13 protein-coding genes are annotated in these 12,576 nt (G+C 63.7%); 6 read left to right on the top strand and 7 right to left on the bottom strand.

Annotated elements, in window-relative coordinates:
- Positions 1 to 174: 174 nt before the first annotated feature.
- The 3 genes from ACODSR_RS00135 to folE form a co-directional block, all read right to left on the bottom strand.
- Positions 175 to 951 (bottom strand): enoyl-CoA hydratase-related protein, encoded by a 777-nt coding sequence (locus tag ACODSR_RS00135; RefSeq protein WP_489072585.1) that lies wholly within the window; start codon positions 949 to 951, stop codon positions 175 to 177.
- An 82-nt stretch (positions 952 to 1,033) separates the two neighbouring features.
- Positions 1,034 to 1,870 carry an SDR family oxidoreductase gene (locus ACODSR_RS00130; RefSeq protein WP_489072583.1) on the bottom strand — a complete coding sequence of 279 codons (837 nt, stop codon included), beginning with the start codon at positions 1,868 to 1,870 and terminating at the stop codon, positions 1,034 to 1,036.
- Positions 1,867 to 2,472, bottom strand: coding sequence for a GTP cyclohydrolase I FolE (gene folE / locus ACODSR_RS00125; protein WP_489072581.1), 606 nt, complete (start codon positions 2,470 to 2,472; stop codon positions 1,867 to 1,869). The genes ACODSR_RS00130 and folE overlap by 4 nt, the downstream gene beginning before the upstream one ends.
- A 158-nt stretch (positions 2,473 to 2,630) precedes the next feature.
- Between folE and ACODSR_RS00120 the strand changes: the two genes are divergently transcribed.
- Positions 2,631 to 3,233 carry a nucleotidyltransferase family protein gene (locus ACODSR_RS00120; protein WP_489072579.1) on the top strand — a complete coding sequence of 201 codons (603 nt, stop codon included), beginning with the start codon at positions 2,631 to 2,633 and terminating at the stop codon, positions 3,231 to 3,233.
- A gap of 265 nt (positions 3,234 to 3,498) precedes the next feature.
- Here the strand turns inward: ACODSR_RS00120 and ACODSR_RS00115 are convergent, their stop codons facing one another.
- On the bottom strand, positions 3,499 to 5,160 hold the full coding sequence (locus ACODSR_RS00115) for an MFS transporter (RefSeq protein ID WP_489072577.1): 1,662 nt from the start codon (positions 5,158 to 5,160) through the stop codon (positions 3,499 to 3,501).
- Positions 5,161 to 5,341: 181 nt separating this feature from the next.
- Between ACODSR_RS00115 and ACODSR_RS00110 the strand changes: the two genes are divergently transcribed.
- From ACODSR_RS00110 to pgl, 5 genes are all read left to right on the top strand, one after another.
- The gene (locus ACODSR_RS00110) at positions 5,342 to 6,550 is read left to right on the top strand and encodes an acetyl-CoA C-acetyltransferase (RefSeq protein WP_489072576.1); all 1,209 of its coding nucleotides are present in this window, start codon (positions 5,342 to 5,344) and stop codon (positions 6,548 to 6,550) included.
- Positions 6,551 to 6,669: 119 nt separating this feature from the next.
- The gene (locus ACODSR_RS00105) at positions 6,670 to 8,847 is read left to right on the top strand and encodes a 3-hydroxyacyl-CoA dehydrogenase NAD-binding domain-containing protein (protein ID WP_489072575.1); all 2,178 of its coding nucleotides are present in this window, start codon (positions 6,670 to 6,672) and stop codon (positions 8,845 to 8,847) included.
- 95 nt (positions 8,848 to 8,942) lie between these two features.
- Positions 8,943 to 9,941, top strand: a complete 999-nt coding sequence (gene galE, locus ACODSR_RS00100; RefSeq protein WP_489072573.1) for a UDP-glucose 4-epimerase GalE — start codon at positions 8,943 to 8,945, stop codon at positions 9,939 to 9,941.
- Positions 9,938 to 10,414 (top strand): YbaK/EbsC family protein, encoded by a 477-nt coding sequence (locus ACODSR_RS00095; protein WP_489072571.1) that lies wholly within the window; start codon positions 9,938 to 9,940, stop codon positions 10,412 to 10,414. Before galE ends, ACODSR_RS00095 begins: the two co-directional genes overlap by 4 nt.
- A 4-nt stretch (positions 10,415 to 10,418) precedes the next feature.
- Positions 10,419 to 11,108: a 6-phosphogluconolactonase gene (gene pgl, locus ACODSR_RS00090; RefSeq protein ID WP_489072569.1), complete on the top strand. Its 690-nt coding sequence runs from the start codon at positions 10,419 to 10,421 to the stop codon at positions 11,106 to 11,108.
- Between the two features lie 180 nt (positions 11,109 to 11,288).
- On the opposite strand, the gene ACODSR_RS00085 is transcribed toward pgl, so the two are convergent.
- The 3 genes from ACODSR_RS00085 to ACODSR_RS00075 form a co-directional block, all read right to left on the bottom strand.
- A complete protein-coding gene (locus ACODSR_RS00085; protein ID WP_217672843.1) occupies positions 11,289 to 11,837 on the bottom strand; it encodes a hypothetical protein in 549 nt (182 codons plus the stop codon).
- 148 nt (positions 11,838 to 11,985) lie between these two features.
- On the bottom strand, positions 11,986 to 12,240 hold the full coding sequence (locus ACODSR_RS00080; protein WP_006963603.1) for a hypothetical protein: 255 nt from the start codon (positions 12,238 to 12,240) through the stop codon (positions 11,986 to 11,988).
- Positions 12,241 to 12,323: 83 nt separating this feature from the next.
- Complete coding sequence (locus ACODSR_RS00075) at positions 12,324 to 12,536, bottom strand: hypothetical protein (RefSeq protein ID WP_489072567.1); 213 nt, start codon at positions 12,534 to 12,536, stop codon at positions 12,324 to 12,326.
- Positions 12,537 to 12,576 lie beyond the last annotated feature (40 nt).

Raw genomic sequence — 12,576 nt, 5'->3', positions numbered from 1 at the left:
CCATGTCTGTTGTTCAGTTTCCTTGTGAAACGAAACTGCCGGGAAATACCGCCATAAACCAATGAGAATTTTTCAGCATGCGATCAGCTGCCATGTTCCCGCGCAGGCGGGAACCCGGTCCAACGGGCTGGAATGGCCTCCCAACTTCGCGGGAACAGGTCGCGCCCGAACCGCTCAGCGGCCTTTCCAGACGCCGGGCCGCTTCTCGATAAAGGCGGTCATGCCTTCCTTCTTGTCCTGCGTCGCGGTCAGTATCTGGAACATGCGCCGTTCGGTCAGCAGCCCCTGGGCCAGGCCCGTCTCGAACGCGATATTGACCATTTCCTTGTTGATCATCGCGGCCATGGGCGGCATCGCGGCAATTGCCGCAGCCGTTTTGAGCGCATCGTCCAGCAGATCGGCGGCGGGCACGATCCGGCTGACCAGCCCGGAGCGCTCGGCCTCCTCCGCGCCCATCATCCGCCCGGTCAGGCACATATCCATCGCCTTGGCCTTGCCCACCGCGCGGGTCAGTCGCTGCGATCCGCCCATGCCCGGCGCGACGCCCAGCTTGATTTCCGGTTGACCGAATTTCGCTGTATCCGCCGCAATGATGAAGTCCGCCATCATCGCCAGTTCGCACCCGCCGCCCAGCGCGAAACCGGCCACAGCCGCGATCCAGGGTTTGCGGGTGGCGACAACATGGGTCTGCCAGCCGGAAAAGAAATCCTGCAGGAAGAAATCGGCCCCGTCCTTGTCGACCATCTCCTTGATGTCGGCGCCAGCCGCAAACGCCTTTTCACTGCCGGTCAGGACCGCGCAATGCTGGGTCGGGTCGGCGTCATAGGCGGCAAAGGCCGCGCTCAGGTCGCTCAGCACCTGGCCGTTGAGCGCGTTGAGTGCCTGCGGCCGGTTGAGCGTGATCAGCGTCACCGCGTCGCGCTGTTCCACCAAAATCGTTTCATAGGTCATCGCCATCTCCCTTATGCCTTCGGGTCTGCTCTATGGCCGACGCGCGCCATCCAGTCCCCGCTGCCCCGCATTTGCGCCGCACCTATCGGCACAGATGCATGAAGTCCCGGTCGTAGCTGCGCATATGTGCGCCGCCATCGACATAGAGCGTCTGCCCGGTCACCGCGCTGGCATTGGCCAGATACAGCACGGCTTCGGCAATCTGCTCCGCCTGCGGCAGGCGACCGAGCGGCATCATCTGTTCCAGCCGCTCCATCTGATCCGCGTCATAATCGGGCGTTGCGATCGTCAGCCCCGGCGCGACCGCATTGACCCGCACTTGCGGCGCCAAGCTGCTCGCGCTCGTCCGCGTCAATCCCGCCAGCGCCAGCTTGGACAATGTATAGGCCAGTTGGTCGCCATGGGGATGGTCGATCCGCTGGTCCAATATGTTGATGATGCACCGGTCGCCCACGCCCGCTGGCACTGTCGCAAACGCCTTGGTCAGCATGGTGGGCGCAGCGCAATTGACCGCATAATGGCGCATCAGATCATCCGCGGTCACGCTGTCCAGCCGGTCCTGCCCGAACATCGCGGCACTGTTGACGAGAATGTCGGGCGGGCGGCCAAAGCGCGCCGCGACCTGCGCGATCAGTTCCTCCGCATTTTCCGGGTCGGCGAAATCGACGACGAACCCTTCCCACTGCGTCCCCTGCTCCTCCAGCGTCAGCGCCAGATGCGAATCGAGCCGCGTGTCATGACTGCCATGGATCGCCAGCGAATGGCCCGCCTTCGCCAACGCTGCGGCTATGATCCCGCCCAGCCGCCTGTGACCGCCCGTCACCAGCGCCAGTCGCTTGCCCGCGATCGGCAAGGCACCAGTCTCCGCCGCCACACGCGCGCTGCCCAATGGGCGATAGGGGACGTCCTCCTCGCTCATGAAGCGATAAGTTTCAGCACTTCCTCGCGCGACTTTTCATCGTCGCGGAATACGCCCAGCATACGGCTGGTTTTCATGATGACATTGGGGGTGCGCACCCCGCGCCCGGTCATGCAGCCATGCGTCGCCTCGATCACCACGGCCACGCCCTGGGGTTTCAGATGCTCCCAGATGCAATTGGCAACTTCGGACGTCAGCCGTTCCTGTACCTGCAAACGGTTGGCATAGGCGTGCAGCACACGCGCCAGCTTCGATATGCCCACCACATAATCGCCCGGCAGATAGGCGATATGCGCCTTCCCCACGATCGGCGCCATATGATGTTCGCAATGCGACTGGAACGGTATGTCCTTCAACAGCACGACATCGTCATAGCCGCCGACTTCATGGAAGATGCGCGAGAGATGATAGGCAGGATCGTCGCCATAGCCGCGGCAATATTCGCGCCAGGCCCGCGCCACCCGTTCGGGCGTTTCGACCAGCCCTTCGCGCTCTGGCACATCGCCCGACCAGCGGATCAGCGTGCGGATCGCTTCCGAAACGTCCGCCGGAACCGGCTCCTTGCCTTCGCCAACCATCTCCGCATCGGGGTCATATGCCATGAACAGGGCCACTCCTTATCGTATCGGCCCCGCATATGGCGATTAGCCCCGCCGATGACCAGACCCTTTCACAGCGGTGGACACAACATCGCACTGGTGGCAAATCGGACAAAAATCAGGGTCGCCAATGTACAATATGTCTTTCATCCTCTCCCCAAATGCGTACTGAACGGATCGCTGCCGTCCTGTTGGCGGCTGGCACCTCGTCGCGCTTTGGCGAGGAGGACAAGCTGATGGCGGAACTGCGCGGCAAACCGCTGGCTGCCCATACGCTCGAAACCGTGGCGTCGATGGCCTTTGCCGAACTGATCGCCGTCGTCCGCCCGATAGAGGTCGCTCCCGTCCTCCATCGCAAGCTCGACCGGCGCGGCTACACCATCATCGTCAACGACCGCCCCGAAGAGGGGGTTTCGGGCAGCATCGTACGCGCCGTCGAGCATGTCATGCCGATGAACCGCATCCGCGGCATCCTCATCTGCCTGGCTGACATGCCTGACGTGCCGCAAACCCATTATAACCGCATCTGCCTGGCCGCTGAGGACATACGTTCGGTCGTCGCCAGCACCGACGGCTTCTCCTCATCCCCCCCCGCCTTCATTGGCCGCAAGCATTTCCCCGAATTGCTGGCGCTCAAGGGCGACCAGGGCGCGCGCGCCCTGCTCAGTCACGGACTTCAGATCGAAACCACCGGCAAAGTCCTGCATGACATCGACACGCCGGAGGACCTGCCCGGCTGGCGGCCAGCCACGTCCGAAGATTAGGGTGCAGACCCATAAATGACGAGGATCGGGACAGGATGGTCCGGGATTCTGTGGGAAGAGAAGCGCGAAGAGCGGGCAAAATTGCCCGGTCGAGGGCTTCGACGCGCCACAGGACCCGGACCATCCTGCCCCGGAGGGGTGGGACGAAAATGACTGGTGGAGCGGACGAACGCTTGCAAGATAATCCCGCTATCTTGCTGCGCGCTCTCCCTTCCACCAGCCATTTTCGTCTCCATCTCGACCTCGGAATTTATGGGTCTGCACCCTAACTCGACCGCGTCGGGTCGGTCATCGCATCGCCCATTTCGCGCGGATCGGGCGCGCGGCTGATTGGCAGCGATCCGGTTTGCCGCTCTAGCATCCGGTGGACGACCGGCGGGACTGGCCCAGTATGCAGAGCCCAGATCGCATCGCTATTGGCAATATCGGCCACGGTGCGCCTTTGGTTGTGGCGCACATAATCCAGCCAGGTCGATACATGATAGCGCTCGACCCATAGTTCAGGATCGCCAAGATCCCGCATCAACGACCAGCCATGTGCGCCGTCACGCCGCCTGATCCGCCGCCGCTCACTCATCGCGGCAAGAAACGGCACGATCGACCCGGCTGGAATACGATATTCGATCGTCACCACCACCGGTCCGCTGCGCGGCTCGACCATCACCGCCGTGTCCGGTTCACGCCAGCTATTTTGCAGGTCCAGATTATCATCGCCAATCTGCGGCAACGGACGAACCAGGCCGATCATCGCAGCGACAAACTGCGCCGCTGCCGACGCATAGAGCGCCTCGACCACGCCATGATGCTCGGCCAGCCAGCCAAACAGCCAAGCCCCGATCGCCATGCCGCCGAACGCCGTCATCTGATAGAGCGACACCGCTCGCGCCACCACCCAGCGCGGCGCGGACATCTGCACCGACACGTTGAACGTCGCCAGCGCCGTGACCCAGCCGAACCCGGCTAGCAAATAGCCTAGCAACGCCAGCGCCAGCCAACTACTCGCCCCGGTAATCGCCGTCCCCAGCGCCAGTATCAACGCCGCATTGCGCACGATCGTTTCGATCGAAAAGCGCGACCGCAGGTAGCGAGTGGACAGCGCCCCGATCACCGCCCCGATGCCAAAAGCGCCGCTGGTCACGCCGAATGTCAGCGCACCGCCGCCCAATATGTCGCGCGCCACCAGCGGCATCAGCGCCGACACCGCACTCGCGCCGATGCCGAACACGCTTGCGCGCAGCAGCACCAACTGGATCTTTGGCGACATCGCGACATAGCGCACGCCTGCCCGCATCGCGACGCCCAGCCGTTCCCGCGGCAACAGCTTGGGCGGCAGGTCCGGCTTCCAGCGGAACAGCACGGTCAGCAGCGCGACATAACTCATTGCATTGGTCAGGAACGCTGCCGCCGCCCCTGCCGTCGCAACGATGACACCGCCCAACGCCGGACCGACGCTGCGCGCCAGGTTGAACCCCATCGAATTCATCGCCACCGCACTGGGCAATAGCGCGCGCGGCACCATGTCCCCGACCGACGCCTGCCAGGCCGGACCGTTGATCGCCGTGGCACAGCCCAGCGCAAAGGTGAAGGCCAGCAGCAACCAGGGCGTAATCAGCCCCGCCCAGGCCGTCACCGCCAGCGCCGCCGACACGACCAGCATCGCCAGCTGGCATCCGATCATCACCTTGCGCCGGTCCAGATTGTCCGCGACCGCCCCCGCCCACAGCGACAGCAGCATGATCGGCAGCGTCGTTGCCGCCGGCACCAGCGCGATCAGCAGTGGAGAGGCTGACAGCGACGTCATCATCCACGCCGCGCCGACCGACTGGATCAGTCCGCCGAAATTGGACGCCAGACTGGCTGTCCAGATCGCGCGAAAGATGGGGATGGAGAGTGGCGACGGGGCTTTGGGGGAATCGACATCGGACACGCCTCCATGAAGCGGAATATGGCCCAAGCGTCAAACCCGCGACTCGTCCGCCCTGCCCCTACGTCATGGCGGCAGTGCGCAAAAAACCGCATTTCCCGCTTGCACTTTACGTAAACGTAAATACATTCACGTCCGTATCCGATGCGCCCGGCAAGGGTGACCCACGGAGAGGGAAAATCTTATGGAAGCCTATATTTACGACGCCGTCAGGACGCCCCGTGGCCGTGGCAAGGCCGACGGGTCTCTGCACGAAATCACCCCCGTCCAACTGGCAACGCAAGTGCTGGAGGCGATCCGCGATCGCTCGGCAATCGACACCACCGATGTTGATGACGTGATACTGGGCTGCGTCACCCCGGTCGGCGAACAGGGCGCGGACATTGCCCGCACCGCCGTCCTCAACGCCGACTATGCGCAGACCACGCCAGGCGTCCAGGTCAACCGCTTCTGCGCTTCTGGCCTGGAAGCCGTCAACATCGCGGCGGCCAAGGTCATGTCGGGCGAGGCTTTGTTCGCCATTGGTGGCGGCGTCGAATCGATGAGTCGCGTGCCGATGGCCTCGGACGGCGGTGCCTGGGCGATGGACCCGGCGGTCGCCTACAAGACCTATTTCGCGCCGCAGGGCATCGGTGCCGACGTCATCGCCACCAAATTCGGCATCAGCCGCGACGATGCCGACGCCTATGCCGTCGAAAGCCAGAAGCGCGCCAAGATGGCGTGGGACGAGGGCCGCTTCGCCCGGTCGATCGTCCCGGTCCGCGACGTGATCGGCCAGGTCGTTCTCGACCATGACGAACATATGCGCCCCGAAGCCACGATGCAGTCATTGGGCGCGCTGAAGCCCAGCTTTACCGCCATGGGCGAAGACATGCCCGGCTTCGACACCGTCGCCCTGCTGCGCTACCCGGAACTGGAGCGCGTCAACCATATCCACCACGCCGGCAATAGCAGCGGCATCGTTGATGGTGCCGCTGCAGTACTGGTCGGTGGCAAGGATATTGGCGACAAATATGGCCTCAAGCCCCGCGCCCGCATCCGGGCCATGGCCTCGATCGGCTCTGAACCCCTGATCATGCTGACCGGCCCGGAATTTGTCGCGGGCAAGCTGCTCAAGCGCGCAGGCATGACCACCGCCGACATTGATCTATGGGAACTCAACGAAGCCTTCGCCAGCGTCGTCCTGCGCTACATGCAGGCGATGAACCTCAGCCACGACCAGATCAACGTCAATGGCGGCGCGATCGCGATGGGCCATCCGCTCGGCGCGACCGGCGCGATGGTGCTGGGCACCGCGCTCGACGAACTGGAACGGTCGGGCAAAGGCACCGCGCTCATCAACCTGTGCGTGGGCGCAGGCATGGGCACCGGCATCATCATCGAACGTATTTAGTGAATTTCCGTTCGGGCTGAGCGAAGTCGAAGCCCCCCATCGAACGCAGTGAGATGCCTTCGCTCCGCTCAGGCGAGCCCTTCGACAGGCTCAGGGCGAACGGGGGAGAGGAGATCAAAATGAACACCATCAATATCACCACTGACGCCGACGGCATCGCGACCCTGATGATCGACGTCCCCGACCAGTCGATGAACGTCATCGGTCCCGATTTCATCGCCGATCTGGACGCCGCCATCACCCGCATCGCGTCGGATGACTCGATCAAGGGCGCGGTCATCGCGTCGGGCAAGGACAGCGGCTTCATGGCGGGCATGGACCTGAAATATTTCGGCTCGATGCTCGCGACCGGCGATGGCAGCCGCCCGCAGCCAGCCGCGATCTTCGACCAGCTATTCGTCCTCAACCAGTTGTTCCGCCGCCTCGAAACCTGCGGCAAGCCCATTGCCTGCGCGATCGAAGGCACTTGCGTTGGCGGCGGCTTTGAACTCGCCCTTGCCTGCCACCGCCGAATCGTCGGCGACAGCCCGAAAACCCAACTGGGCCTGCCCGAAATCCTCATCGGCCTCTTCCCCGGCGGCGGCGGGTCGCAGCGCCTGCCGCGCCTGATCGGCGTGCAGGCCGCGCTCATGTATATGCTCCAAGGCAAGCTGTTCCGCCCCGCCGAAGCCGCGATGCTGAAAGCCGTCGATCAGGTCGTGCCGCAAGGCACCGCGCTGGAAACCGCCCGCGAATGGGTCAAGGCCAATCCCACCGCCGCCACTCAGCCCTGGGACGTCAAGGGCTTCAAATTCCCCGGCGGCGTCGGCCAGTTCAATCCCGGCTTCGTGCAAACCATGGTCGGTGCGTTGCCGATGACGCTCAAGCAGACCCAGCGCAACATGAACGCGCCTGTCGCGCTGCTCTCTGCCGTCTATGAAGGCGCGCAACTCCCCTTCGATCGGGCGATCCGCATCGAAAGCAAATATTTCGCGAAAGTCGCCGCCGATCCGCAAGCCGGCAACATGATCCGCAGCCTCTTCGTCAACAAACAGGCCGCAGAACGCGGCGCGCGCCGTCCCAAGGATCAGCCCAAGGCCCCCACCATGAAGCTCGCCATGCTTGGCGCGGGCATGATGGGCGCGGGCATCGCCACCGTCGCCGCGCAGGCGGGGATGGACGTTATTCTGTTCGACCGCGACATCGCCTATGCGGAAAAGGGCAAGGCCCATGTCGAATCCGTCCTGTCCAAGCGTCTGGGCAAGGGCATGACGCCCGAAAAGCTGGCGGCGACGCTGGCCCGCGTCACCCCCACCGCCAGCTATGCGGACCTCGCAGGCGCGGACTTCGTAATCGAAGCGGTGTTCGAGGATGTCGCGATCAAGGCCGAAGTCACGAAACAAGTCGAGGCGATCCTTGGCCCGGACGTCATCTTCGGCTCCAACACCTCCACCCTGCCCATCACCAAACTGGCAGGCGCTTGGGGCAAGCCCGAAAATTTCATCGGCGTCCATTTCTTCTCACCGGTCGAAAAAATGCCGCTGGTCGAAATCATCCTTGGCAAACAGACCGGCCCTGCCGCCATTGCCAAGGCGCTCGATTTCGTCGCCCAGATCAAGAAAACGCCGATCGTCGTCAATGACTCGCGCGGCTTCTACACTTCGCGCTGTTTCGGCACCTATGTGCAGGAGGGCGCAGAACTGGTCGCCGAAGGGATCAACCCCGCGCTCATCGAAAATGCGGGCAAGCAGTTGGGGATGCCGGTCGGCCCCCTTGCCGTCAGCGACGAAGTGTCGATCGAACTGGGCTATAAGGTCATGACGGCGGCGAAGAAGGAACTGGGCGACGCCTATGTCCCGCAACGCTCCGACGACGTTATGACGCAGATGGTCGAACTCGACCGCTTGGGCCGCAAAAATGCCAAGGGCTGGTACGACTATCCTGAAAACGGGAAAAAGGCGCTCTGGCCCGGCATTGCCGACCGTTTCCCCCGCGCCGACAACCAGCCCGATGTCGAAGCAGTGAAGGAACGCCTCCTCTATCGTCAGCTGGTCGAATGCGCGCGCTGCCATGAGGAAGGCGTGCTGGAAACACCCGAAGATGGCGACATTGGTGCGATCTTCGGCTGGGGCTTTGCGCCCTATACCGGCGGGCCGTTTGCTCACATGGACACGGTCGGCATCGCCCACGTCGTCGCTGTGCTGGACCGCTTGCGGGCCACCCATGGCGAGCGTTTCGCCGCGACCGAGCAACTGCGCGCCATGGCGGCGACCGGCGGCACCTTCTACCGCCCCACCCCGTCCCGCGCCGCAGCATGAAAAGACTGTAATTCGTAACGTCCCTCGTTTAGGTCTCCCTCCCATACATCGTGTTCCCGCGCAGGCGGGAACACGCCACATTATGGGGTGAGAGCATGACCACAAAGCCAACCATATTGGTCACAGGTGGCGCAGGCTATATCGGCAGCCATGCCGTGCTGGCGCTCAAGGACGCAGGCTATGGCGTCGTCGTCATCGACAATCTGGTCACCGGCTTCGACTGGGCCGTGCCGGATGGCGTGCCGCTGGTGCGCGGCGACATTGCCGATCAGCCGCTGGTCGAAGCTACCCTGCGCGATCACAATATCACCGCCATCATGCACTTTGCAGGCTCGGTCGTGGTGCCGGAATCGGTCGAAAATCCGCTCAAATATTATCACAATAACAGCGCCAAGACCCGCGACCTGATCGAAAGCGCAGTCCGCATCGGCGTCAAACATTTCATCTTCTCATCGACAGCCGCCACCTACGGCATCCCAGAAGAAAGCCCGGTCAAGGAAACAACGCCGCAGCGGCCAATCAATCCCTACGGCATGTCGAAGCTCATGACCGAGTATATGCTGCGTGACGTCGCCGCGGCCCACCCGATGAACTTCTGTGCGCTCCGCTATTTCAACGTCGCGGGTGCCGACCCGCAGGGCCGCAGCGGCCAGTCGACCGCTGGCGCGACCCACCTGATCAAGGTCGCAGTCGAAGCAGCGCTGGGCAAGCGCGCGAGCGTCTCGGTCTTCGGCACCGACTTCGACACCCCCGACGGCACCGGCGTGCGCGACTATATCCATGTCAGCGACTTGGCCGCCGCTCATGTCCTCGCCCTCGAAGCCTTGATCGCCGATCCCACGCGCAGCCATCTGCTCAACTGCGGCTATGGCAAGGGCTTTTCGGTCCTCGAAGTGCTGGACGCGGTCGATCGCGTCACCAACATGACGATCGAGCGCACCATGGGACCGCGCCGCGCGGGCGATCCAGACGCGCTGATCTCCGACAATCGTGCCATCCTCGCCACCTTTCCATGGGAGCCGCGCTACGCCGACCTGGACCTTATCGTCCGCCATGCGCTGGCGTGGGAGCGGACTTTAAGCGAACGCGCATGAGCGAAGCCTCTGTCCGCGCCTTCTTCGCCGTAAATGCACCCGACATCGCCATCATCGACCAGGGCGTCAGCACCGCGACCGTGATCGAGGCTGCGCAAGCGCTGGGCGTCGAACCCGCCCGCATCGCCAAGACGCTGTCGCTGCGCGTCGGCGAAATGGTTGCGCTGGTCTGCACCCGCGGCGACGCGCGACTGCACAATGCCAAGGCAAAAGCCGCACTCGGTGCCAAACCCCGGATGCTGGGCGCGGACGAAGTAGAGGCGATCACCGGCCACCCGGTCGGCGGCGTCTGCCCCTTCGGCCTCGCCACGCCCCTGCCCGTCTATTGCGACGTCTCGCTGCAAGCCTTCGCCACCGTCTTTCCCGCCGCCGGGTCACGCACCAGCTCGGTCGAACTCAGTCCATTACGCCTCGCTGATCTGACCGATGCCAAATGGATCGACATCTGCACCCTGCCCGAAACCGTGGAATAATTGCATGCCCACCGAATATCATTTTGCCAACGGCGATGACGCCGCCGCACACCTCGCCACCCGCATCGCCACGTTGCTGGGCGAAGCGATCGCCACGCGCGGCACTGCCAGCCTGGCCCTGTCCGGCGGTCGCTCGCCCAAGCCCGTGCTGGAGGCGCTGGCCCGCACCCCGCTCAACTGGAGCAAGGTCGTCGTCACTCTGGTCGATGAACGCTGGGTCGCCCCGGATGCGCCCGACAGCAACGAACGGCTGCTGCGCGAAACCCTGCTGACCGGCCCCGCCGCCGCCGCGCATTTCGTGCCGATGAAGAATGACGCGCCCGACGCCTATGCCGGTCAGCCAGCCGTCGAAGCCGCCTTCGCCGCCATCCCTTGGCCACTCGATATTGTGCTGCTGGGCATGGGAGAGGATGGCCACACGGCCTCGCTCTTCCCGGCCGCTACCGAACTCGCCAGCGGCCTCACCAGCACCGCCCGCACCATCGCCATCACGCCCCCCGCCGCGCCACACCAGCGTATGTCACTGACCGCCAGCGCAATCCTGGCAGCGCGCCATGTGTTTCTGCAAATCAGCGGAGACGCCAAAAAGGGCGTCTATGCGCAGGCGTTGGAGGAAGGCCCAGTAGAACAGCTCCCGATCCGCCTCGCCCTGCTGCAAGGCGAAACCCCGGTAGAAGTCTGGATCAGCGCCTAAAATTCCTCCCGGCACGGGGAGGGGATCGGCGAAGCCGGTGGAGGGGGCGGGCGTCCTGACCCACCCTCTGGGAGCGAACGCATCCCCCCTCCGCCTGGCCTACGGCCAGCCACCTCCCCTTACAGGGGAGGATTCACGACAAAACGCCGCCTCCCCCCGGAAGCGGCGCCCTGCCCGGCCTCAGTTGGCCTTGCTCAAATCCACCTTCTCCACCCATTCAGGGTAGAAGGTCGGCTCGCGGTTGGACCAGCCCACCGCTGTCGCGGCCGCTTCGCTGATCGACTGGAGCAGCACGCGGCGCTTTTCAGGATGCAGATGCGGCAGGCTTGCCGCCGCGCAGAAGGCGCCCGGCAACCATGGCCGCGCGCCCGCACCCAGCAGCCGCTCATAGAGAAAACGATAGGCCGAAAAACTCGCCAGCCGGTCCTGCCCCAGGTCGAAGGCTGAGATGGTCACCAGCGGGGCCATGAATGGCTCCACCTGGTCCAGCCCGCTGTCATCGGGGACGCGCGCCTTGATTTCCTCGATCCGGCCATAGATCCGCGCCTGCGCCCGGATGGACGCTTCCTCCACCAGATCGCGCGACCATAGCTTCATCGCATCGCGGCGATGCAGGCCGATGTCGAGCGACCGGCGAATATAGCGTTGTGTGGCAGACGGGAAACTGGCGAATTCACGCAATTCCGCCAAGGTAACGGCCCCGTCCGCAGGTCTTGCACTCGTACCCATTGTCATGCCCTCCGACTTGAAGTCGATCGTCAGAACATGCGCCTGTTATGGTTACTATAGGCTTAAGCACCTGTTCCACGGCCATTCACAAGGGACCAGATTTTTTTGTGCGGCGCAACATGAAAATGTCACAGCCTTCCAGGGACCGTCACGCGCCCGGTCGCCGCTCCAGCACTGCCCCGATCATGCTGCGCCATACTGCCACGTCGCCGGCCTGCGCCATCTGCGCATCCGGCTCACGCAGCGTGTGTAATATGGCATAGGCGTCATCGACATGATTGGGCCATGCCGCATCCACTGCGCCGGCCGCATGGGGATCGCTGCCGCCGCCATTATGGCTCAGCTGGCGGCCGGCCAAGACGCGGGCAATGCGTTCGATCGCGGGGGTGGCAGATGTCGGCATGGATTGGTCGCTCCTCTCAAAAGCGCAGGCGCGTATTCGCTGTCCTGCGAACCAAAACTAGCATGATTCCCGGCAAATAACCATCAATCCTGATGCTGTTTAAAGCCCGATGACGGCACCGGATTACCATGATCCCCCGGCCTCGTCGCCGCGGGCGGATCGGACGCATCCATCGAATCTTTCAGCCCTTCATCCAGCTTCTCTTCTTCGCTCAGCACATGGTCCTGCGCATCTGATTCGCGGTTGTCGCCTACTTCCTCGCGGCTGTTGGGACGGACGCCATCTTGCTCGTTCATCGCTCTCTCCTCATTCCCCTGATCAACGGGTAGCGGAGGA

The sequence above is a fragment of the Sphingobium sp. FG125 genome (assembly GCF_057809795.1).
The sequence above is the reverse complement of the archived record's forward strand: the minus strand, read 5'-3'. Positions and strand labels throughout refer to the sequence as shown.